We start from the raw sequence: 23223 nt of genomic DNA, 5'->3' as shown, positions 1-23223 counted from the left end.
GCGCAGTGAACCGTAAAATTTCAACATCTCCGTCTCAAGTTCTTCGCTGTAATAACCCAAAATTATTCCTTTTCTTTCTTTATCTGAGATTATCCTAATTTGCACAAGTTATTTGTTTTTCATTCCTAACGGTGACATTGTCGCAATTTGGATTGCTGACGCTACTGGGAGAAAGACACTGGTCAAATTAGAAGCCTAGAGACAAATAACTCTCAAAACATCAACTTCATTTCCATTTTTGATACTCCCTTCCTACTAAAAGAATAGGAGTTATACAGTAAATAATGGATGGTGTGAGGCTTTGCCTCGTACCATCCATTACTTAAATGGAAGATAGTAAGCCCAAAACCTTACTGAGTTTGATTTTTAATTCTCGAAAGTGTGACTGCACTTTCGAGAATTGGTATTTGTTTGCCTCATATCCGAATCATACCCCACGATTTACAATCCACAGGAATCTATATGTCCGAGATTCAAAATAAAGTAGTAATCATCACAGCTAGCAGTCGCTTAGGTGAAGCAACAGCTTTTCGACTAGCTGCAAGTGGAGCAAAACTGATGTTAGCTGCTCGTCAATTGGTATTAGCTAGATAAACTAACTTTTTTAGGAGTTCTATCAACATGAATAATGAATCTAAAGCATATATGTTGGGTGGTGGAATTGGCTCTTTAGCCGCCGCCGCATTTATGATTCGCGATGGTGGATTCTCTGGATCAAATATTTCTATTTTAGAAGTGAAGCCGCTTCTAGGTGGGAGTATGGATGGAATTGGAAACCCAGTAGATGGCTATTCGATGCGCGGAGGTCGGATGTTAACTACTGACAATTATGAATGTACTTGGGATCTTTACAAGTCGATTCCTTCCCTAAACTCGCCAAATAAAACAGTGTTTGACGAAACGGTAGAGTTTAATGAGCAGCACAAGTCAAACTGTATGGCGCGACTCGTTGATCATCGTCGTGAAAAAGTGCCTGTCACTTCAATGGGCTTTTCGATGCAAGATCGTCAAGAGCTACTCAAGATCAGCCAAGCTGACGAAAAAGAGCTGGCAGCTAGTCGGATTACAGATTGGCTCTCTCCAGAATTCTTCGAGACTGAATTCTGGTATATGTGGTCTACGACTTTCGCTTTCCAGCCTTGGCATAGTGCTGTTGAATTCAAGCGTTATTTACATCGCTTTATGCTCGAATTTACTCGGATTGAAACCCTTGCTGGAGTGAAGCGATCAATCTACAATCAATATGATTCATTGATTTGTCCATTGCAGAGTTGGCTCAGCACTCAAGGTGTTAACTTTATCCTAGATTCTAAAGTATTAGATCTTGATCACTGCACTGAGGAGAGTAAATTTGTGGTCACGAGCATCCATTATGAGCAACATGGCGATCGCAAAACAATTGAAGTAAATAGCGACGATTTTGTGTTTCTCCAGAATGGCTCAATGACTGATGCTTCCAGTTTGGGTTCGATGACCAGTGCGCCTCAAAAATTGATTAAACAAGACTGTACTAGTTGGAACCTATGGGAAAAGCTGGCGATGAACAACCCAGAGTTTGGGAATCCTTCTGTTTTCAACAGTAGTATTGCTGAATCGCTCTGGGAATCTTTTACAGTCACCCTGAACACTCCCACATTCTTCAATAAAATGTTGGAATTTAGTGGCAATCAAGCGGGAACTGGAGGACTTGTAACTTTTAAAGACTCCAATTGGCTGATGTCAATAGTACTTGCCAATCAGCCCCATTTTAACAATCAGCCTGCAAATGTTCAAGTTTTCTGGGGATATGCGCTCTTTCCCGATCGCGTTGGTGATTTTGTCCCTAAACCAATGTCTGATTGTAATGGTGAAGAAATCCTTCAAGAACTCTGCGGTCATTTGCGATTCGATTTAGATGTGATGGCAACTGCAAACTGTATTCCTTGTCGAATGCCCTATATCACCAGTATGTTTATGCCGCGATCTCATAGCGATCGACCATTACCCATTCCTCATAACTCCAAGAACCTCGCTTTCATCAGCCAGTTTGTCGAAATTCCTGAGGATGTTGTTTTCACGGTCGAATATTCAATAAGGGCTGCACAAATGGCAGTTTATGAATTTCTAAATATCGATCGCCAAATCCCACCCGTTACACCTCACGACAAGTCTTTGCTAGTGCAGTTTGAAGCTTTAGTCAAGGCCTTTAAATAGCGCTATTCCAAGCGATCGTCGAATTCATGTTAGTTGAAAAAATCAAAGTAATTGAAAGAGTCAAGATGAAAATATTAATGGTGCTAACCTCGCACGATAGGCTTGGTAATACGGGTAAAAAAACTGGTTTCTGGCTTGAAGAATTCGCCGCCCCCTACTACACATTTAAAGACACAGGTGCGATCGTTACCCTAGTATCACCGCTTGGTGGTCAGCCGCCACTCGATCCTAAAAGCGATACCCCAGATTCCCAGACTAAAGACACGCAACGCTTCAAAGCAGATTCCGCAACCCAATCCGCGCTCGCACACACACTTAAATTAAGCGAGGTTGCCGCTGGCGATTTCGATGCTGTATTTTACCCTGGCGGTCATGGCCCGCTCTGGGACTTGGCTGAAGATGCATCTTCGATCGCTCTTATCGAAGCCACACTAGCAGCGGGGAAACCAATCGCCTTAGTTTGCCATGCACCTGGAGTGCTGCGCCACGTCAAGTCAGCCAAAGGAGATCCCGTGGTGCAAGGTAAAGCAATCACAGGCTTCACCAATACCGAGGAGCAAGCAGCAGGATTAACCGAAATTGTTCCGTTTCTAGTCGAAGACATGCTCCGAACGAATGGTGGGAATTATTCAAAAGTGGCTGACTGGCAGCCCCATGTTGTTAAAGATGGACTACTAATTACTGGGCAAAATCCCGCATCTTCTGCGCCAGCCGCAAAGGAGCTGCTGGAACAGCTCAGTCTGCTTGCTAGTGACTAGAATTAGCTTTTTTAGTGTCCAGTAGCGGCAACCATGATTTCAGTTTGCAGCTTTAGTCAAAGTATTTAAGTAAGTTTATCCAAACAAATAATCCAAATAATCAGGAGAAAAACCAATGCAAACGAATGCCTACGCTGCCCAAAATGCCACAACTCCCCTTGCGCCCTTTAGCTTTGAACGTCGAAAAGTTGGCAAGCATGATGTGCAGATCGAAATTCTATATTGCGGCGTGTGTCACTCCGATTTGCACACCGTCCGTGGCGACTGGGGCGGTGCTACTTACCCCTGCGTCCCCGGTCACGAAATCGTCGGTCGAGTCGTAAAAGTTGGCAAAGATGTAAACAGGTTTAAGGAAGGCGATAAAGTTGGGGTGGGCTGTATGGTCGATTCCTGCCTTACCTGTGCCAACTGCAAGGACAACTTGGAGCAGTTCTGCGAGAAAGGTACGATTTTTACTTACAACTCTCCCGATAAACATACTGGCGGAATAACCTACGGTGGATACTCCGAGAGCATTGTGGTGGACAAAGAATTTGTACTGAAAATCCCCAAGAATTTGGATCTCGCGGCAACTGCCCCATTGCTGTGTGCTGGGATTACGACTTATTCGCCTTTACGCTATCACAATGTGACCAAGGGTCAAAAAGTAGGTGTTGTGGGACTCGGTGGGCTAGGACATATGGGGGTAAAATTGGCGAAAGCTCTCGGTGCTCATGTCGTGGTCTTTACTACTTCACCAAGCAAAGTTGAAGATGCACTGCGGCTCGGAGCAGATGAAGTCGTCAATTCTAAAAATGCAGACGAGATGCAGAAACACCTAAATAGTTTCCACTTTATTCTCGACACTGTGTCTGCAAAACATGATATCAACGCTTACCTCCTCCAGTTGAGACGGGATGGAAACCTCACTCAAGTCGGAATTCCATCTGAGCCGCTTTTGCTTTCAGTGGGCAGCCTAATTTTCGGTCGGCGCAGTATGAGCGGCTCTCTGATTGGCGGCATTAAGGAAACCCAAGAGATGTTGGATTTTTGCGGTAAGCACAACGTTACTTCTGATATTGAACTTATCCCTATCCAAAACATCAATGAAGCCTACGATCGCCTCGTGAAAAGCGACGTGAAATATCGCTTCGTGATTGATATGGCTTCATTAAAACAGGCTTTATAAATCTATTTTCACGACTCATAATGAATTATTTGGAGAAAAAACATGACAGATGAAATAATCAGCTACGAGATTCGGTTGGATTCTCGCCCCAATGGGATTCCGACAAAAGATAACTTTGCGATCGCTCAGGTCAAGCTAGATTCACTTCCAGATCAGCAGGTTCTAGTTCGTAATTTATATATGTCAGTCGATCCCTATATGCGAGGTCGGATGAGCGATCGCTTATTCCTTAAAAGATGCCGAACAGATTTTGATCTTTAGTTGTGCCACGGGAGCCATTAGTGCCATGGATTATCTGACAGACGAATTCAATTAAAATCACGCAGATATTGCTAAAAAATAGTCGGTGCGATCGCGGTGAATGAACAACACACGACTAAAGATCAGTTACTTTCTCAGGCAAGGGCATTTTATGAAGGGAATGGCTAATATCCAATCTTATGAAAAAGGCGATCGCTTAATGGATATGGCGACTATCCAAAGGAGAGGCTACGCCAAAGCACCACGCTTAAACAAAACAATCACTTAAACCTATTCTGTTGGCATCATCCATCGTTGTGGGGTTTGCTACCAGAGAAGACCGCTCCTGTTCCTATTGTTCCAGATTGGCGCAATTTCTTCAAGGTTGTTTGCGCTATAGGTCATCACTAGATGAGCAATTGCCAAATGTTAAAAGAATAGATCAGCCATATCAGAAATGATAGCCAACCTCGTCCCACTGATAACTAAATCGGAATAAAACAACATAAATAAAATCATGGCTAACTTCCAAAGCATTATTCTCGACCATCTCAATATCGGCGTAACTGATATAGTACGCTCAACTTCCTTCTATCAGGCTGCGCTCTCCCCTCTTGGAATCCAGAAATTCTTTGATATTGATGCTTCCCGCAGTGAGTCGAAACAACAAATCGTTGGGTTCGGGAAGGAAAACGATCGACCAGTGTTTTGGCTAATCGACAAACAACCTGTCGGCGGTCATACCCATATCGCATTCGCCGCCGCCAGTCGGGAGCAAGTCGATTCATTCTATTTAGCTGCGATTAAGGCAGGTGGAATAGACAATGGACAATCTGGAATACGCTACTATCACCCAAATTACTATGGCGCATTTGTCCTCGATCCAGATGGAATCAATGTCGAAGCGGTTTGCCACTCGTAAAAATGATGCCCTCGACTCGCTCTGGAATATGCTCGATCTCACTCCCGAAGGACGCGGAGATTTTCATCCTCAGTTGAGTTATAAACGGTCCATAAAAGTTGCGTTACTTGCGATCGCTTCGCAAATAAATGCTTAAATTCAAAGGAGAAAATGTATGACAAACCCACAATCGCATTCATTAAAAGGTGCAGACTCATCCGATGACGCTGAGAATGATTCCTATCGAGCCGAAGTAAATGGTGATGAAGCCGTTGGCGGTAGCTCCGCAGTTCCCAATCACAATGACATGGAAGAAATGGCGAAAGCAGTAGGGATTGAAGTAGATGATGGCACACCCCTTGCTACTGAAGAAATTCTCCTAAAGCGCGATCGCGATCGCTGGGAATTAGATCCCGCATCGGCTGATAAACATTACAGCTATTTCCGATCAAACGAACCACAAGAATAAATTGGAAAGCATAGCGAAGCAATGCTTTCCAATTTATTCTTGGTTCGAGATTGAGTACAAAGCGCTTTAAATCACTTAAATAAATCATTAGGAAAAAAAACTATGACAGATATCATGAGTCGCGAAATTCAATTAGTTTCTCGTCCCAGTGGGATGCCAACCGCAGCCAACTTTGCGATCGCTACAACCAAATTAGAAACACTTCAAGATGGACAAGTGTTTGTTCGCAATCTCTATATGTCAGTCGATCCCTATATGCGCGGGCGTATGAGCGACAGGAAATCCTATGTTCCTCCCTTTGTGCTAGGCAAACCCCTTGATGGCGGCGCAGTTGGAGAAGTGATCGAGTCCCGCGCTAAGGAATTTAAGCAAGGAGATATCGTCACTTCCAGCTTTGGCTGGCGAGAATACTTTATCGCTGCACCAAAAGATTTGCATCTGGTCAGTCGAGATATCCAACCACTTTCAGCTTATCTCGGGGCATTGGGTATGACGGGTATGACCGCTTGGGCTGGATTGAATCTAGTAGAAGTCAAAGCAGGTGACGTGATTTTTATTTCAGGCGCGGCTGGAGCTGTAGGTAGTGTTGCTGGGCAACTAGCGAAATTGCGAGGATGTTATGTGATTGGGTCGGCAGGTTCTGAGGAAAAGATCAAGTTTCTGCAAGAAGAATGTGGTTTTGATATCGCCTTCAACTACAAAACCGCTCCTATCCTCGACCAATTAAATCGAGCTGCTCCCGATGGGATTGATGTCTATTTCGATAATGTCGGCGGTGAAACTCTTGAAGCTGCACTCTCAGCATTACGCATTCACGGACGGATCATTTCCTGTGGAGGCATTTCTGGTTACAACGAAGAAATTCCTCAGGCTGGGCCATCTAATCTTTTTAACATGACTATTAAGCGCTTGACGATGAAAGGGCTAATCGTCAGTGATTCTCTCACTCGTCAGGGTGAATTTGAGCAGGAAGTGGGCGGCTATTTCCGAAATGGCAAGCTGAAGAATAAAGAGACAGTAGTAGTGGGCATCGAACATGCCGTGAGCGCATTTATCGGACTCTTTGCAGGAAAAAATATTGGCAAGATGGTAGTGAAGTTAGATTAAGAGTCAAGATTGGTTGCTCTTCAAGCCACCAATCTCAATATCTTTAGGTGAAGGTTTGTATCTCATTCAATCAATTCACTTAGAAATCAAGTGATCGCCTGTCACAGTATCTCGATGCAGCAAGTCGTGAAAAACAACTGGCGAAGGCGATCGCTAATCAAGCTAACCTAAAAAAACAACAAGCAGAGGCGATCGTTGAGCAAGAGCGTCAGCAAAAAAAGAAACTTGCTGCACTTCTATCGATCGCTTAGCATTAATTCCAAAGAAATTAGCTGATCTCGTATAAACTTCTAAAAAAGCCAATCACTTGCAAATTTCTGCGAATATCGTTATAAAATCGCTTTATACCTACAAGCGACGCTTTTAGGTATAAAGAAGCCAAGCAAATTTGCCAATTCCCCAACCAAAATATAAGACGATCGCAATTACAAATATCAGACTAGAAACAATCATCAACAGGTAATCAGCAGTTGTTAAAGCTGACTCATGCAAATAAGTGCGATCGGAACTACCTGAAAAACCTTTTGACTGCAAAACTATTTCTAATTTTTGCGATTTCGAGAGTGAATTTAGAATTAAAGGTACAGCAACCTTGGCATAAACTCGCGCTTTTTTTAACCATCCCATCTTCTCGAAATTTAAGCCACGTAAGCGCTGTGACTCAATGATTGATTGCACTTCTTCTAGTAAAAGTGGCACAAATCGCAAGGTTGATGAAAAGATAAACACCACTTTATAAGGGATTTTGGCGCGTACCATGCCCACTGTCATTTGATTAACATCGGTAGTGAAAATCGCTAACGGAATCACCAAAATCATCGTCAGCGTTTTAAACACAATATTCAATCCGTAAAGCGTTCCCTCTTGACTCAGTTTTGCACCACCAACTACCCACCATGTTTGGGGCAAGCTCAATAGGGACGTTAATTCTAATTTATTGGTAAGCAACTTAACCTGCTCCACATTAAAAAACCCCATGCTCAAAATCAGAAAGATATAAAAGGGAATCATCACTTTTAAAATGCTTCCTAGATAATTGAGCCTGACTCCAGCAAGAACGCAGGAAGCAATCACGCTCAACATCAAAATCCCACCTGCGATCGGGCTTTCCCATAGGAAAGCAAGAATTGTGACCGAAAGCATCACCACCAACTTAGAACGAAAATCTAAGCGCGTAAATAGAGAATCATACTTAACTGTTTGCAATTTCATATTCTAAATTTGTGGAGGAGTAAAACAACTAGCAAATTCGGTTGGAGTAATCAAAGAATATTCGCGATCGCATATTTCACTGAGCTTTTGCGATAGCTCCACCGATTGCGGCGGCGTGAGGTAGGTGGACTCCAGCAAATCAGTTTGATGATAAGCTTGGCGCAAGGGTGCATCTAGCAAAATCGTGCCTTTGCCCATTACGATCGCGCGATCGGCATAGTCAGGCATGAGATATAAATGATGGGTAATCACAATCACGGTTTTTCCCATTTGGTGTAGCTGACGACTGACTTCTAAAATCGAAGAAGCACCCTGATAGTCTTGTCCTGTAGTCGGTTCATCAAAAATGATGATCTCAGGATTCATGGCTAATAGCGCCGCAATAACGATGCGACCACGTTCTCCCTTTGGTAAAGATAATGGATGAGCATGGCGCTGCTCCCATAGCTGCATGGCTTTAAGACTGCGCTCAGTTTCTTTCTTGACGATATCGGGCGCATAACCAAGGAAAGGCAGCGCAAAAGCAACTTCTTTCTCGACGGAAGTATTGAAGATTTGGTTGTCGGGATTTTGAGCGAGATAGCCGATGGATTGAGCAAGATCGCTGACTGATAGATCTTTAGTATCGCGATCGCGTACCAATACTTTTCCTGATGTGGGTTTTAGCAAATTTAGGAAATGCTTCACAAGGGTACTTTTTCCTGCACCATTCTGTCCGACGATTAGCACATATTCGCCTTCATGGATATCTAGCGAGATATTTTTGAGTGCTTCCGTGCCGTCATCGTAGGTATGTTTTAGATTTTGGACTGAGAGAACGGGCGATTTATTGCTACGAAAGGGAGTGGTGAATATTGGCGGCTCAATTGGTTGAATTTGCGATCGCAGTTCACTTAAGGCTTTAATCCCAGTCTCTAAAGTAACGGGAATTTTAGGGATATCAATGCCCTTTTGTTGGATTTGGCTAAAAGCTTGAGCGACTTCAGGAGGACGCAGTTTGTTGTGTTGTAGCAGATCTACCTGTGAGTAAATTTCTTCTGGAGTGCCAACTGCGATTAATTTACCATGTGAGAGTAAGGCAATGCGATCGCAAAATTCTGCCATTTCTTCAGCAGCATGGGAAACCATCACGATCGCTACGCCCAGTTCTTCTTTTAATTCCCTGACTGTAGCAAAGACTTCTTGAGAACCAACAGGATCGAGTTGTGAGGTTGGTTCATCGAGTATTAGTAAATCAGGTTGTAGAGCAAGAGCAGCAGCGATCGCTAAACGTTGTTTTTGACCGCCCGAAAGCTCTTGCGGATTTTTCTTTTCAAATCCTTCGAGACGAACTGATTTTAAAACAATGGGAATCCGTCGCAAAATTTCTTCGCGGGGAATGCAGAGATTTTCGAGGGCAAAGGCGATTTCATTTTCAACAGAGGTGGCGGTAATCTGGATTTCAGGATCTTCAAAAACAATTCCCACATGACGCGCTAATTCGCTCACGGGATGTTCGAGGGTATCTAAACCAGCGATCGCAATTTTGCCAAAAAAACGTCCACCATAAAACTGGGGAACGATACCTGTAAGGGCAAGACATAGTGTAGTTTTCCCTGCTCCTGTCGCACCAATTATGCCTAAAAATTCTCCTTTCTTAATCGTTAGCGATATATCTTTTAATACTGTCTCCTTCGCGTTGGGATATATAAATGAAACCTTATCTAAAACTGCGATCGCATCGATCTCATTCATAATTTTGACTAAAAATACGCCAATTCAAACCTGAAGTGTAACTCGCTAAGCCTTAAAAAATGATAAGGTTACAGTCAAATCTTTGATGCTTTAAAGATCTGTGCAAAAGCGTTGAGCACATACTAATGATCTCCGTTGGTTGATCAGTGCCGAGCAGATCTGCTTCAATCACGCCATCTGCTCTCAACCTCTGATGCCGTAAGGCGATAAACCCAAGTCAGGTTAGCCCTCTTTGGGGCTTATAACTTTTAAGATGATACTAATGATATCGGTAGGTTGTTAAGGATTAAAAAATCTTGACAGAACAAATAATTTGACATAGTATAAAAAAAAGGGGGCAACTATTTGGCTGCCCCACTTCTAAAATTTATTAATTATTAAGTTTATGCTATCACATCCCCCTCGTATACAAAGTGGGCAGCTTTGCCCATTTTGCTTAAAGTGTAAGGCTTACCAAGAGTTAGAGTCCGAAAATCAGCGATTGCGCCTTGATAACAGTTCGCTATCTGAGCGGAATTCCTTACTCGAATGTCGGGTAGATCATCTTTCGCCAGATTGCACACCTCTAGCTGACTGGTGGAACGATTACTAAACTTTTAGGCTTTCGTAGTAAGTATTTCATTGCTTCACAATGTCCAATCACTCAAAGCAAGCCTACAGAATTTTCTTTAACTAAATAGGAGAGTTACCAATGGTTACTTCTTTACAAACGGCTCGTCAGGTTTATTCCAGCGAGTCATTGGGATCGTTTATTGATTTATCTTTTCATGTGCGTGGTACACAGTTACCTGCCGATCATGGGTATGCACTTTTAGCCGCGATCGCCAATCATGTACCGAATATCAAAGAACATCATGACATTGCGATTTTGTCTGCGGCAGGGTTTGGAGATCGTAAAGGGAAAATTTTGCTTACGGAGAATTCCTATTTTCGGCTGCGCGTTCCTATAAGCAAGATCCAAATGGTTTATCCACTGGCAGGAAAACGCTTGAGATTAGGGATACACGAGGTGCAGTTAGGAATTCCCACTATTCATACCCTAAAGCCTCACGCCCATTTGCGATCGCGTATTGTCACAATTAAGGGCTATGAAGAACCAGAACCTTTTTTGGCAGCAGCAAAACGACAGTTAGAAGCATTAGAAATTCAAGGAGAGATTTTGATTCCTAGCGATCGTAATGGAGATCCTGCACGGAAAACTATCAAAATCAAACGTTTTACGGTGGTTGGGTTTACGGTAGAAGTAACTCGCATAAGTGAAGAAGATTCATTGAAATTACAAGTCTATGGACTTGGTGGTAAGCGTCACATGGGATGTGGTGTATTTATTCCAGTCAAAGAGAGGAAGTGATGTTTGAAAGATTACTTGCAAAATCGGCAAACTCTGTATCTTGCACATCGGCAACCTTTACAGGGCATATCTGGGCTGTGTATAAATCTGCAAAAACAATCCTTGGGGAAATTGGCGATCGCATTTTTCAACAATTGGAAGTAGACGCGAAAGATCGTCCAAAATTTGAAAGAACTGTGGAATTAGCCGCATATCTCCATGATTGGGGTAAGGCTAATCAACATTTTCAGGAAATGGTTTATCGTAACTCGACCTCGGATATTTTGCCACCGACTGAACATGTGCTAGTACAAAAAGCTTGGCGATCGCATGGACAGCGCCAAATGATTCGCCATGAGGTATTGAGCGGTATCTTGGCTTTACAGGTTCCAGCGTTTCGCACATGGCTTTCACAAGTGCCTGATGCCGATCTAATCGTGGCAGTGTGGGCGGCGATGGGGCATCATCTCAAACTTGATGCAAATAAAATCGATGATTTTCCTAATGGAACAGGCTCAACTCTCACAGTCTTTACATCCCACGAAGATTTTGAATTGATCACTAAGAAAATGGGGGTAAAGTATTTAGGTTTACCTTCGTTGGTTCCCACTGTGCCAACCCGTGATTGGAGTCGAGAGGAGCTAGAAGATGCGATCAGAAAACTCATGGATGAATTTGGCAATTTATCAAAACGTAACAAATATGAACAGCGCTTTATTGCCGCTGTAAAAGCTACGGTAATTGCTGCCGATCTTGCTGGTTCCGCTTTGACTGAACAAGGCGAAAATATTAAGGACTGGATTCCTAAAATGCTGGAACTAGTTTTAGATCATGAGGATTTAGATAATATTCTACAAGAAAAGCTGGGAAGCAAAAAATTACGCCATTTTCAAAAAGCCATAGCGAATACTGAACATCGCGTCACGCTGGTTAAGGCAGGTTGTGGCACTGGAAAAACCATTGCTGCCTATGCTTGGGCACAAAAATGGGCAACAAAAAATCCAAATCAGACTGCTCGTAAACTGTTCTTTTGCTATCCCACCACAGGAACAGCAACGCAAGGATTTATTGACTATGCAAATGGTAGCAAGACTGAATCAGCACTGATGCATTCTCGTTCAGAACTTGATCGCGAATTGTTGTTTTCTGGTGAACAAGATGATTCAGAAAGTATTGATGCGAGATTATCAGCATTGCAAGCATGGACAAAAAAAATCGTAGTTTGCACAGTGGATACAGTTTTGGGATTGATGCAAAACAATCGTCGTCCTTTGTACGCCTTTCCTGCTCTAGTGCAAGCTGCTTTTGTATTCGATGAAGTTCATGCCTATGACGATCGCTTGTTTGGGGCTTTATTGAAATTCCTAAAAACCTTTCGTGGTGCGCCAATTTTGCTGATGAGTGCTAGTTTTAGCGAGGAACAGAAGGAAGAAATCCGTAAAGTGATTGAAGAAGATCTCAAAGAGGGGATTAATATTTTGGATGAAGGTTACAAACCTCTTGAAGAAATTAAGCGTTATCAATTTGACTATCGTCCTGAAGTTAATTCTAAGATCGAGAATTTGCAGCCAATTTTTGCGGCTGTAGCTGAAGCTTTAGAACGTGGTGAAAAAGTCTTGTGGGTGACAAATTCAGTCCAATCTTGCATTGATATTTACCACAAAGCAAAAGAATATATTGCAAAACTAGATTACCCAAATATCAAACATTTGATCTATCACAGCCGCTTTCGCTATAAGGATCGCGTTAAAAAACATGAAAAAGTTATTGAAGCTTTTAAGTGTTGCGATCCCTGCCTAGCAGTCACAACCCAAGTTTGTGAAATGTCACTCGATCTTAGCGCCGACCTTTTAGTTTCTGCAATGGCTCCTGCGGCTGCATTAATTCAGCGTTTAGGACGATTAAATCGGAAAGCAGATGAATATGCTCCCGAACAGTTTCGAGTCAAACATATCCGTACTGCGATCTTTTATGCTTGGGATGGAATGCCATATACAAATGATGAAATGAGAACAGGAATTCGATTGATTGAGGAATTAAAGAATTATGAATCAATTAGTCAAGAAGATCTTGCCAACATTGCTAAAGAAATTGCTTTACCAGTTCCTCAAGAAGAAATACCCTCAGCTTGGCTAGAATTCGATTGGGAAACTTATCCTGTAGCGTTGCGTGAAGGTGGTGGAACGATGACCGTCATTCTTGACAATGATATGGCAGCAATCAAGGAAGCATCAGAAGTAAACAAGAAATCCTTTATACAAGAGGCTCAAGCTTGGAGCATACCGATCCGACTTATGAAAGGATGGGAAACTTGGAAACGTTGTAAATTCTATCTAAGAGCGCCAAATGATGCGATTCAATACAGCGAAGAAGTAGGAGCAGAACCATGCAAACATTAATTGCGTTAGAAATAGAGACACAAACCCTGACTTTTGATCTCGCCGATCCACAGATGACTTTAATGCATCGGGCTGGATTAGCAGGTCTATACATGACGCTTCGGCAGCTTGATCGCGAAAATCAGAATTTCCAACATAATTCTCAGATCCCTCTGCAATGGAATCTCGATCAAAGATCTATAACTTTAAGCTGGCAAGGTAAAGCGCTTGATACCTTGAAATGGTTGTTCGAGCAGTCTTTTCAATTACAGGGTGACATGATTAGCTTGCGTGGACTAGACGCAAAACAAATGCCACCGCAGTATTTAGCGATCGCCCATCAGGGTATTTTAGGCACTTTACTTCAACACAACAGCACCCATAAAAGTATTGGAGTACAAACCAAAATTTATTACGAAGATGAGGAATCTTATCCAATTATTATTCGCTACAAAGCATTAAAATCCTATGTCTATCAGGAGTTTGCCGAAAATCTTTGTGACAAAAATGGAAATCTCTCTACTAAGCCAATTAGTATTGCAGGCTGGCTTAATCTAGGTGCAGCAGTTCGTCACACAGCGTTTAGTAGTGATACGAGCTTTCAAGAACCTGCTCATCTTGCCTTAATTTTGCTATTTGCACCTGTTGCTTGTTGTTATTTTGTATTGCGATCGCGCCTTCGTGAGCAACGCGCTCAATATGCACTAGTTATCCCCGAAATTCGCAATCTAGAAAAGTATGCTAGGTATCGCATAAGTCTCCGCAATCGAGCGTTTAAGGAATTCTTTGCGTCCAGTTTGGGAGATGCAGGATTACAATTTCTAACAATGGCAGAGAAACTGGCGAAAGACTACGATATTCCAGCTTGTCAAGTCATCACGATGGGAACAGTCGCATGGTCAACTCAACAAAAAACTCGTACTGATCTCTATCTTGTTAATATTGGTGAAGCAAGTAAAGTTCTTCAAAATTATCGAGTTAGTCGAGAATGTTTACAGGATAGGATTATTGCTAGAGATAAAGAAGAAAATAGCTTTATAGCAATAAGTCTAGCGCGGGAGTTGATTGCCGATAATCTTGCTAGAGGTAAGCCTTGGCATGCTGAGCTTTCTAACAAAATTACAAGTAGTGATTTATTTGAAAAATTAAACTATGAGCGAGAGGGATTAAATCAAATGATTCAGAGCAAAAAGATTGAATGGAGCAAGGAAGAACGGCTTTTCGTAAAAGCTTTTCACGAAGCATTACGCAATACCTATGGGCAACAATCAGAACGTACTAAAGAAGATGAAAAAATTCGCCTTGACAAGGTGAACCAGAAATTTAGAACTAAACTAATGCGTTGCAAAAATCGGAACTCTGTAAGAGAATTTGTGATGGACTTCTGGGCTAGAGCAGGCAGGTTACCTACTGTGCAAGATAACTGGGAAGAGTTTATGAGACTCATGACAGATGATTGGAAAGCAGCAAGGGATTTGGCTTTGCTTGCCTTAGTTAGTTATAAAGGGAGAGATAACTCTGGGTATAACGGTTCTACTACTCAAGAATCAGAAGATTCAGAAGTATCCAGTCAAATTGAGCATGAGCCTAAGACCGCTCCTATTCCTAAAGGTTTTACAAACGTAGATTTTGATGAAGAGGAGGATTAAGTAATGACAGTTTCTAAGGCAATTTATCCATACATTACAACCAATGTAGGTATTTTGGGTGGTGTACCAATTATTGAGGAAACTAGAATATCGGTAAGGGCGATCGCAGGTTATTACCAAATGGGAATGACTGTTGATGAAATTTTGGCAACCCTAACTCACCTACGACCTTCACAGGTGCTTTCGGCACTTGCCTACTATTTTGATCATCAGCAAGAGATCGATCGGGATTTGGCTAATGCTTCAGATGTCGAGTTTTGGAAATCGCAAGTACTCATACATCCTAAAGCGAGTAGTACATAACTATGCAAATACGATTATTACTTGATGAGGATGTCCATGCAACTCTGGCACAAGCACTCTGCAAGCGAGGATTTGATGCCGTTCACATTCAAGAAATCCATAGAAAAGGATATAGCGATCGCGAACAACTTGAATTTGCAGTTACTCAAGGTCGATGTTTATTAAGCTTTAACGTGCGAGATTTTGTTATTTTGCACAACGAGTTCGTTGCTAGAACGCAAGAGCATTGTGGCGTTCTTGTCTCCCCACAACTACCTATTGGCGAAACCTTACGCAGAGTTCTTGTTGTTCTCAATACTCGAACCGCTGAACAATTACAAAATCAACTTCAGTTCCTTTAAAGATTTTTCCTCAGATGCCAATAGGCGTAAAAACAGAAATCAAATAAATTTATTTCAAGGTAAATAACTATGACTTGGCATCTTTTCGGCAATATTCTCACTAATTACGGTGCGGCTGCAAACAATCGCGGTGAAAACGAAGGCAACATCACAACTTTGCAAAAGATTCTCTGGCAGGGAGAAGTACATACAACTGTTTCGGCTGAGGCAATTCGTTGGGCTTTGCGCTATTACTGGCAGACCTCTGGCGAGTATCAGGTTAATCGTCAATGGGATGAGGGCAAAAACGATAACGTTTGGCAAAATGCTGCTTTTGATGATGCACTTTACATTGATGATGATGTCTTGGGCTTCATGCGTGCCGATGCTGCCAAGACTGAAGCGAATGAAGAACAAGAGCCGACGGGTACTAAGAAGAAGCCAAAGGCGGCTCCGAAAGGAACTGCTATGGTCAAGCGTGGGGTTTTGGAAGTAACTCGTGCGGTTTCGACAATTCCCTATGCTGGCGATATTACTTTTAATGCGACCAGTGGGCAGAAAGGACGGACTTCTCTTTATGGAACGGAAGTTCATGCAACTCGCTATCAGTATGGATTTGCGATGACACCCGATCGCCTCAAGGATAAGTCTCGCATTCATGCGGTACTTGATGGGTTGATTGACCTTGGCGGCGTGGCTGGCAATCATTCACGATTTCTCTATGATTTTGCTCCTGATAGTATTGTTTTACGCTGGACAAATGATTTTTCGCCGCGTTTGCTTTATTGCTTTACCGAAGATGAAGGTGAGATCTCTGCTCCTGACTTATTGCGCCGAGTCGAAGCAGAAGATATTGATTCCGATGAGTTGTGGATTGCAGGAGCAATTCTTGATACAGAGATTGGTGAAAAGCTTGAAGCCAAGGGAGCCAATGTTTTTAAGGGCATTAAGTCGGCAGTGGAAGATATCAAGCGCAAGATTCAGCGAGATTTGGAGGTTTAATTATGTCGATCTCGCTTTTAGTGGAAGTACCGATCGCCTGTTTTCGGCAATCCCGCGCCCGTGAGTACGCGGAAACCTATCCAGTGCCGCCGCCTGCTACGGTTTATGGAATGCTGCTGTCCTGTGTGGGTGAAGTGAATCGCTATCGACATATAGGTGTGAAATTAGCGATAGCCATGTTGTCACAGCCTGAAAAATCAACCGTAATCCGTACTTTTCGGCGCTTTAAGAAAAGGGAGATTGCTGATCCGACTAATGCACGTCCCGACTATCAGGAATTGCTCACGGATATTCGATTTGTAGTGTATTTGGATTCTCAATTGGAATCGGCACAGCCAAATTTAGCCGATCGCCTGCAATCTGCTTTTGAGAATCCTGAAGTGATCGCTCGTTTTGGTGGTCTATGCTTGGGTGAAAGCCGCGATCTCGTGAATTCGATTCAGCTCGTTAAATCCACAGATTTAGCGGGACATTGGCAATGGCTAGAACATGATAAGGACGGTTTACTAACTTTGCCCTATTGGGTCGATCATGTTGGCTCAAAGGGAACTAGATGGCAGCGCTATTCTCTAAAAAAAACAGAGATTAACTATGATCCACCAGTTAATTCATGGACAGAAATTAACCCAAGTTGATACTTTTTCTACCTCTGATGCCGCTAGGCGCAAAATTAACTTTTATCGTTTTTGCACCTAAATATAATTGGAGGTAATGAAATATGTTGGCACTAGAATTTGATAAGACTGATTTACGATTGGCAGAAACTGGCGATACCGCACAAGATACGATCCGTGTTTCGGCTCTCCATGCATTAGCCTACTGCGAACGTCTGTTTTATCTCGAAGAAGTAGAAGAACTCTATACCCAAGATGCCGCAGTTTTTGCAGGACGACGGCTCCATGCTGAACTTGAGAAACAAGAAGATGAGGACTGGGATGAACTTTTTTTAGAAAGTGCTGAACTGGGTTTGCGTGGCAAGGTTGATGCTCTACGTACCCGCAACGGTCAGACAATTCCCTATGAACATAAACGGGGTAAAGCGGCGCGAGACAAAAACAAACAGCCGGTCGCATGGGAAAGCGATCACTTGCAGATCCTTGCCTATGCCTATTTGCTTGAGATGGCTTTGGGGATTTCGATTCAAGAGGGAAGGATTCGTTACCATGCCGACAATGTTTTAGTTCATGTAACCCTTGATGATGAAGGTAGAAAATTAGTGCGTGATGCGATCGCTAGATCAAAATATTTACGTGCTTCACCTTGCCGACCACCAGTTACCGATAATGAAAGGCTTTGTGGGCGATGCTCTCTTTCACCTGTGTGTCTACCTGAAGAAGCGAGATTAGCGCACGATCGCGAATGGCAACCTGTGAGGCTATTCCCCAAAGATGACGAACGTGAGGTAATCCATGTACTTGAGGCTGGTACGAGTGTTGGTAAGAAAGGCGAACAAATCAAAATTGTGAAGCGCGATCGCTCTGAGGAGATTGTGCCAGCCAAGCAAATTGGACAGTTGGTTTTACATAGCTTTTCGCAAATCTCGACTCAGGCTCTACATCTTTGTGTTTCTCAAGATATTGGTGTGCATTTTGTGTCGGGGGGTGGGCGCTATGTGGGCAGTTTCGATCCGCGTAATGGCAGTATCCAGAGACGTATTCGCCAATATGCAGCTTTGAGTAATCCTGATAAGTGTCTGGATTTGGCTAAGAAACTGGTGATTTGTCGCGGCAAGGGACAACGCAAATTTTTGATGCGGGGTCAACGTGGAATGGAGCAAGTTCCAGAGGATCTGGAAAAGGCGATTAAGCAGATGCAAATTATCCTCAAGCAAATTCCAGAGGTAAATTCTATTCCTTCACTTTTAGGATTAGAAGGCAATTTAGCGGCTTTGTATTTTGGGGCTTTGCCTAAACTTTTAGGTGCTGATGTACCGATGGAAATGCAGTTTAGCGATCGCAATCGTCGTCCTCCTAAAGACCGTTTTAATGCTTTATTGGGGTTTGGGTATGCACTTTTATTGAAGGATGTGATGAGTGCAATTTTGGCGGTGGGTTTGGAGCCTGCGCTTGGGTTTTACCACCAGCCGCGAACGCAAGCACCGCCTTTGGCTTTGGATTTGATTGAGATTTTTCGTGTACCTTTGGTGGATATGCCGATCGTGGCTTCAATCAATCGTGGTCAGTGGCAGGTTCAGGAGGATTTTGAAATTCGCGGCGCTCAGGTATGGCTAAGTGAGTCGGGGCGGCGTAAGTTTATTGATATCTATGAGAAGCGGAAGCAGGAGAGTTGGAAACATCCTGTTTTGGGATATTCGTTAACTTATCGCCGTTTGTTTGAGTTGGAAGTTCGTTTACTAGAGAAAGAATGGAATGGAGAAGAAGGTCTATTTGCTCAATTGGTTTTGAGGTAGTCCAGTGGCTGAAACAAAGAACTGGTATTTAATTTGCTATGACATTCGCGATCCGAAAAGATGGCGCAAAGCTTATAAGCTTTTGCAAGGCTATGGCGATCGGGTTCAATACTCAATTTTTCGTTGTGCGTTGAATATGCGCGATCGCGAGAAGTTGCGATGGGAGCTAGAAAAAATCCTGACGGCTGATGATAGTTTGCTTTTGGCTGGGATGTGCGATCGCTGTGTCTCAAGAATGATTTCTTGCAATCGTTCTGAGTCTTGGACAACGACCTGCGATCATCATCGGATTTTTTAGCATGGATCACCGACTGTTTTGAGCTTCGGCTTGTCCATCAGACCTCAATGCCCTTATGTGTAGTTGTTTCAATATATCTTTGGGGAACTGAGGTGCTTGTATTGTTTGTTTGTCATGCTAGGTATGAGTTTAAGGGTGTTTGGCTTAGAAAAAGTTGTTAGCTTTAGTGGCGATTTATACTATTCTTATGAAGTGCTTGCAAGATTGGCTTCCGTTATAAACTCTATAAGGGTTTTGGCTGTCGCTGTGTCGAATCTCTGATGCCGAAAGGCGTTGAGCACGAGCAGCTCCTACAGCAGCGGGGAAAGCAGGATTATGTGTCGAATCTCTGATGCCGAAAGGCGTTGAGCACGAAGATCATCGGAAAATGCGTGCCTGATAGTATCCGTGTCGAATCTCTGATGCCGAAAGGCGTTGAGCACATGAGCATTGAAAAATTCAAAGTCAAGCATATTTTTGTGTCGAATCTCTGATGCCGAAAGGCGTTGAGCACCAATTCGGAATTACCGATCGCTCTTTCTCATTTTTGTGTCGAATCTCTGATGCCGAAAGGCGTTGAGCACCGATCGCAGATGGTTTCAAGTTTGAAGATTTTATGTGTCGAATCTCTGATGCCGAAAGGCGTTGAGCACATCGATAAGCGGTTTGATAAGACGAAGGAAGATAGTGTCGAATCTCTGATGCCGAAAGGCGTTGAGCACGATTTTTGACCTTCAAAGAAAGCACTAGAAACAGATGTGTCGAATCTCTGATGCCGAAAGGCGTTGAGCACTTTAAATCGGTTGCCATGTCGTCAAGCAGATCTGTGTGTCGAATCTCTGATGCCGAAAGGCGTTGAGCACGAGATACTTGCGCACCTTTGCCGTTGCCAATTTTAGGTGTCGAATCTCTGATGCCGAAAGGCGTTGAGCACAATCAACAATGGGCAAAGGTGAGGCTAGACAGCCTCGTGTCGAATCTCTGATGCCGAAAGGCGTTGAGCACACGGAGACTATTGGCGCTTTTATGGGTTTTGATGACCTGGTGTCGAATCTCTGATGCCGAAAGGCGTTGAGCACATAAATTTGCGGGGATATGCACGGGATGATCGCCGTGTCGAATCTCTGATGCCGAAAGGCGTTGAGCACGAAGTAGTGGAATTACGGTCGTATCCCAAGGGGGAAGTGTCGAATCTCTGATGCCGAAAGGCGTTGAGCACAATCTGATGACGGGAACAAATATCGCGTCTTTATGTGTCGAATCTCTGATGCCGAAAGGCGTTGAGCACATACTAGCAGGGTTGCGGTCTACAAAGCAGATGGAAGTGTCGAATCTCTGATGCCGAAAGGCGTTGAGCACAAAGGAAGAGAATTACCGAGAGAATTAATCAAGCTGGTGTCGAATCTCTGATGCCGAAAGGCGTTGAGCACAAACTAGGTAGAGGTAGTTAAAATGCCTGAATTTTCTGTGTCGAATCTCTGATGCCGAAAGGCGTTGAGCACAAGAAACACCAGATCCGACATCGCAAGAAAATCAATGTGTCGAATCTCTGATGCCGAAAGGCGTTGAGCACCTAAGCCTTCAGAAATCTTGGTCAGGACTGCCGAGGTGTCGAATCTCTGATGCCGAAAGGCGTTGAGCACGGCAGAATTGCCGCAGGTCAATTTCTAAGATTCGAGTGTGTCGAATCTCTGATGCCGAAAGGCGTTGAGCACACATTAATTCTGCACCGAGGGCGCAGGGCTAAAAGGTGTCGAATCTCTGATGCCGAAAGGCGTTGAGCACGGAATGGGAACTATGGGTTCTGTTGGAGCGGGTCGTGTCGAATCTCTGATGCCGAAAGGCGTTGAGCACAAAATATTGTGTCTCGTGAGTTTGTGGAGGTGGAAGTGTCGAATCTCTGATGCCGAAAGGCGTTGAGCACGGCAGGGGGAAATCGTGGATTATACACCAGTGCAAGGGTGTCGAATCTCTGATGCCGAAAGGCGTTGAGCACGCTCAGAATATTGAAGGTACTAAAACCTTTATTATTCGTGTCGAATCTCTGATGCCGAAAGGCGTTGAGCACTGTGTAGATTGATAGTTGAGATTATCTCTGCTTTGGTGTCGAATCTCTGATGCCGAAAGGCGTTGAGCACATACTAATTTAGAGATATTGCAAACAACTACAGGGTGTCGAATCTCTGATGCCGAAAGGCGTTGAGCACTATTGCCAAACCCTTCTAAGTTTGCGCTGAATACTGGTGTCGAATCTCTGATGCCGAAAGGCGTTGAGCACATAGCTTTGTGAGAATCGACAAGCGGTTTGACAAGTGTCGAATCTCTGATGCCGAAAGGCGTTGAGCACAAAAAAGTATCATCAGATTACCAAGCATTTGCAATCGTGTCGAATCTCTGATGCCGAAAGGCGTTGAGCACGATGATTGTACAAAAATTCAAATAGTCCATCTCCTTTGTGTCGAATCTCTGATGCCGAAAGGCGTTGAGCACAAATTATATCAATCATTCCGCAAACGAGGATATTTGTGTCGAATCTCTGATGCCGAAAGGCGTTGAGCACAAAATAGTAGTTTTTATCATTTTGATTTCCTGTTGTGTCGAATCTCTGATGCCGAAAGGCGTTGAGCACCTAAACGTTCTACTGGAGCTTCAGCTAATAATGTGTGTCGAATCTCTGATGCCGAAAGGCGTTGAGCACTAGCGTCGCCCGACTGTTGACCCGTATCGCCAGTAGTGTCGAATCTCTGATGCCGAAAGGCGTTGAGCACTTTTTTTGTCGCGTCGGACAAACATGTCCACTCCACGTGTCGAATCTCTGATGCCGAAAGGCGTTGAGCACGGATCTGTTCTAGTAAGGATTTTGTTGTTGACTGTGTGTGTCGAATCTCTGATGCCGAAAGGCGTTGAGCACTCCACTCCACTCTTTTCTTGAATATCTTCAAGTACGTGTCGAATCTCTGATGCCGAAAGGCGTTGAGCACTAAACCCTTTGAAAAAAGAATAGTTAACTTGAGTGTGTGTCGAATCTCTGATGCCGAAAGGCGTTGAGCACATTGGATGGTATGGAACACCGTTCAAAATTAACGAAGTGTCGAATCTCTGATGCCGAAAGGCGTTGAGCACACGGTACTAGGAAACCACAAAGCATCAATCGATAGTGTCGAATCTCTGATGCCGAAAGGCGTTGAGCACACTAAACCCCGCTTCAACGCCCAAAAAATCCTAAGTGTCGAATCTCTGATGCCGAAAGGCGTTGAGCACGGAATAACTCTAGTCACACCTGTTTTAGTATTTTGTGTCGAATCTCTGATGCCGAAAGGCGTTGAGCACTTGTTGAATGTTGGTAAGCTGCAAGTCTTAGAACGGTGTCGAATCTCTGATGCCGAAAGGCGTTGAGCACGATTTCTACGCCTTTATCCTGATGGGAACGTAGAAGTGTCGAATCTCTGATGCCGAAAGGCGTTGAGCACATTAAATCTCCACATTCTTTTGACTTTTCTTTACTGTGTCGAATCTCTGATGCCGAAAGGCGTTGAGCACTTGAGGGTGCTGGAGGCTGCAACAATCTCCTCAAAGTGTCGAATCTCTGATGCCGAAAGGCGTTGAGCACGAAGGGTACAGCTTTTCCCATCTCTGCGAGAGAACGTGTCGAATCTCTGATGCCGAAAGGCGTTGAGCACGCAACTTATGAGCGATCGCGCCATTGCCGATCATTGTGTCGAATCTCTGATGCCGAAAGGCGTTGAGCACATTGGAGTTTTCGCACCGATTA

At 43.6% G+C, this 23223-nt stretch carries 18 protein-coding genes, 2 pseudogenes and 1 CRISPR repeat array (1 of these 21 running past the window's edge); of the genes and pseudogenes, 18 read left to right on the top strand and 2 right to left on the bottom strand.

Translation table 11 applies throughout. From position 1 onward, the window contains the following. Positions 1 to 462 precede the first annotated feature (462 nt). The 9 genes and pseudogenes from PseudUWO311_RS24580 to PseudUWO311_RS08265 form a co-directional block, all read left to right on the top strand. A pseudogene (locus PseudUWO311_RS24580) lies at positions 463 to 576 on the top strand (oxidoreductase); the annotation flags it as partial. A 45-nt stretch (positions 577 to 621) separates the two neighbouring features. Further along, positions 622 to 2193, top strand: coding sequence for an oleate hydratase (locus PseudUWO311_RS08295; RefSeq protein ID WP_142654723.1), 1572 nt, complete (start codon positions 622 to 624; stop codon positions 2191 to 2193). A 65-nt stretch (positions 2194 to 2258) separates the two neighbouring features. Then, positions 2259 to 2951, top strand: coding sequence for a type 1 glutamine amidotransferase domain-containing protein (locus PseudUWO311_RS08290; RefSeq protein ID WP_142654734.1), 693 nt, complete (start codon positions 2259 to 2261; stop codon positions 2949 to 2951). Positions 2952 to 3066: 115 nt separating this feature from the next. Beyond that, on the top strand, positions 3067 to 4119 hold the full coding sequence (locus PseudUWO311_RS08285; protein ID WP_142654722.1) for an NAD(P)-dependent alcohol dehydrogenase: 1053 nt from the start codon (positions 3067 to 3069) through the stop codon (positions 4117 to 4119). A 42-nt stretch (positions 4120 to 4161) separates the two neighbouring features. Continuing rightward, positions 4162 to 4338, top strand: a pseudogene (locus PseudUWO311_RS08280) (NADP-dependent oxidoreductase); the annotation flags it as partial. 538 nt (positions 4339 to 4876) lie between these two features. Then, on the top strand, positions 4877 to 5281 hold the full coding sequence (locus tag PseudUWO311_RS08275; protein ID WP_223807499.1) for a VOC family protein: 405 nt from the start codon (positions 4877 to 4879) through the stop codon (positions 5279 to 5281). Beyond that, the gene (locus tag PseudUWO311_RS23965) at positions 5256 to 5417 is read left to right on the top strand and encodes a hypothetical protein (protein ID WP_190303436.1); all 162 of its coding nucleotides are present in this window, start codon (positions 5256 to 5258) and stop codon (positions 5415 to 5417) included. Before PseudUWO311_RS08275 ends, PseudUWO311_RS23965 begins: the two co-directional genes overlap by 26 nt. Positions 5418 to 5435: 18 nt before the next feature. Further along, positions 5436 to 5729 (top strand): DUF6335 family protein, encoded by a 294-nt coding sequence (locus PseudUWO311_RS08270; RefSeq protein WP_142654720.1) that lies wholly within the window; start codon positions 5436 to 5438, stop codon positions 5727 to 5729. A 102-nt stretch (positions 5730 to 5831) separates the two neighbouring features. Beyond that, on the top strand, positions 5832 to 6836 hold the full coding sequence (locus tag PseudUWO311_RS08265) for an NADP-dependent oxidoreductase (RefSeq protein WP_142654719.1): 1005 nt from the start codon (positions 5832 to 5834) through the stop codon (positions 6834 to 6836). 363 nt (positions 6837 to 7199) lie between these two features. Here PseudUWO311_RS08265 and PseudUWO311_RS08260 read toward each other — a convergent pair whose 3' ends face one another. Beyond that, positions 7200 to 8048 (bottom strand): energy-coupling factor transporter transmembrane component T family protein, encoded by an 849-nt coding sequence (locus tag PseudUWO311_RS08260; protein ID WP_142654718.1) that lies wholly within the window; start codon positions 8046 to 8048, stop codon positions 7200 to 7202. 3 nt (positions 8049 to 8051) lie between these two features. Beyond that, positions 8052 to 9773 (bottom strand): ABC transporter ATP-binding protein, encoded by a 1722-nt coding sequence (locus tag PseudUWO311_RS08255; RefSeq protein WP_142654732.1) that lies wholly within the window; start codon positions 9771 to 9773, stop codon positions 8052 to 8054. A 700-nt stretch (positions 9774 to 10473) separates the two neighbouring features. On the opposite strand from PseudUWO311_RS08255, the gene cas6 reads away from it, so the two are divergent. From cas6 to cas2, 9 genes are all read left to right on the top strand, one after another. Next, positions 10474 to 11133 (top strand): type I-MYXAN CRISPR-associated protein Cas6/Cmx6, encoded by a 660-nt coding sequence (gene cas6 / locus PseudUWO311_RS08250; RefSeq protein ID WP_142654717.1) that lies wholly within the window; start codon positions 10474 to 10476, stop codon positions 11131 to 11133. After that, positions 11133 to 13511 carry a CRISPR-associated helicase Cas3' gene (gene cas3, locus PseudUWO311_RS08245; RefSeq protein ID WP_142654716.1) on the top strand — a complete coding sequence of 793 codons (2379 nt, stop codon included), beginning with the start codon at positions 11133 to 11135 and terminating at the stop codon, positions 13509 to 13511. Before cas6 ends, cas3 begins: the two co-directional genes overlap by 1 nt. Then, a complete protein-coding gene (cas8a1, locus tag PseudUWO311_RS08240; protein WP_142654715.1) occupies positions 13499 to 15139 on the top strand; it encodes a type I-MYXAN CRISPR-associated Cas8a1/Cmx1 in 1641 nt (546 codons plus the stop codon). The genes cas3 and cas8a1 overlap by 13 nt, the downstream gene beginning before the upstream one ends. A 3-nt stretch (positions 15140 to 15142) precedes the next feature. Further along, positions 15143 to 15442, top strand: coding sequence for a DUF433 domain-containing protein (locus PseudUWO311_RS08235; RefSeq protein WP_142654714.1), 300 nt, complete (start codon positions 15143 to 15145; stop codon positions 15440 to 15442). A 2-nt stretch (positions 15443 to 15444) separates the two neighbouring features. Further along, the gene (locus PseudUWO311_RS08230; RefSeq protein ID WP_142654713.1) at positions 15445 to 15783 is read left to right on the top strand and encodes a DUF5615 family PIN-like protein; all 339 of its coding nucleotides are present in this window, start codon (positions 15445 to 15447) and stop codon (positions 15781 to 15783) included. A gap of 69 nt (positions 15784 to 15852) precedes the next feature. After that, positions 15853 to 16764, top strand: a complete 912-nt coding sequence (locus PseudUWO311_RS08225; protein ID WP_142654712.1) for a DevR family CRISPR-associated autoregulator — start codon at positions 15853 to 15855, stop codon at positions 16762 to 16764. A 2-nt stretch (positions 16765 to 16766) separates the two neighbouring features. After that, positions 16767 to 17399: a type I-MYXAN CRISPR-associated protein Cas5/Cmx5/DevS gene (gene cas5, locus PseudUWO311_RS08220; protein WP_142654711.1), complete on the top strand. Its 633-nt coding sequence runs from the start codon at positions 16767 to 16769 to the stop codon at positions 17397 to 17399. An 83-nt stretch (positions 17400 to 17482) separates the two neighbouring features. Beyond that, entirely contained in the window at positions 17483 to 19174 is a 1692-nt protein-coding gene (locus tag PseudUWO311_RS08215) for a type I-MYXAN CRISPR-associated endonuclease Cas4/Cas1 (protein ID WP_142654710.1), read from the top strand. Positions 19175 to 19178: 4 nt separating this feature from the next. Further along, on the top strand, positions 19179 to 19472 hold the full coding sequence (gene cas2 / locus PseudUWO311_RS08210; RefSeq protein WP_142654709.1) for a CRISPR-associated endonuclease Cas2: 294 nt from the start codon (positions 19179 to 19181) through the stop codon (positions 19470 to 19472). 246 nt (positions 19473 to 19718) lie between these two features. Then, positions 19719 to 23223: a CRISPR direct-repeat array (repeat unit 35 nt; unit sequence GTGTCGAATCTCTGATGCCGAAAGGCGTTGAGCAC) (it continues 1601 nt past the right edge of the window).

This window comes from Pseudanabaena sp. UWO311, assembly GCF_006937785.1.
Taxonomy (GTDB): domain Bacteria; phylum Cyanobacteriota; class Cyanobacteriia; order Pseudanabaenales; family Pseudanabaenaceae; genus Pseudanabaena.
This window is presented reverse-complemented; position numbering and strand designations above follow the sequence as displayed.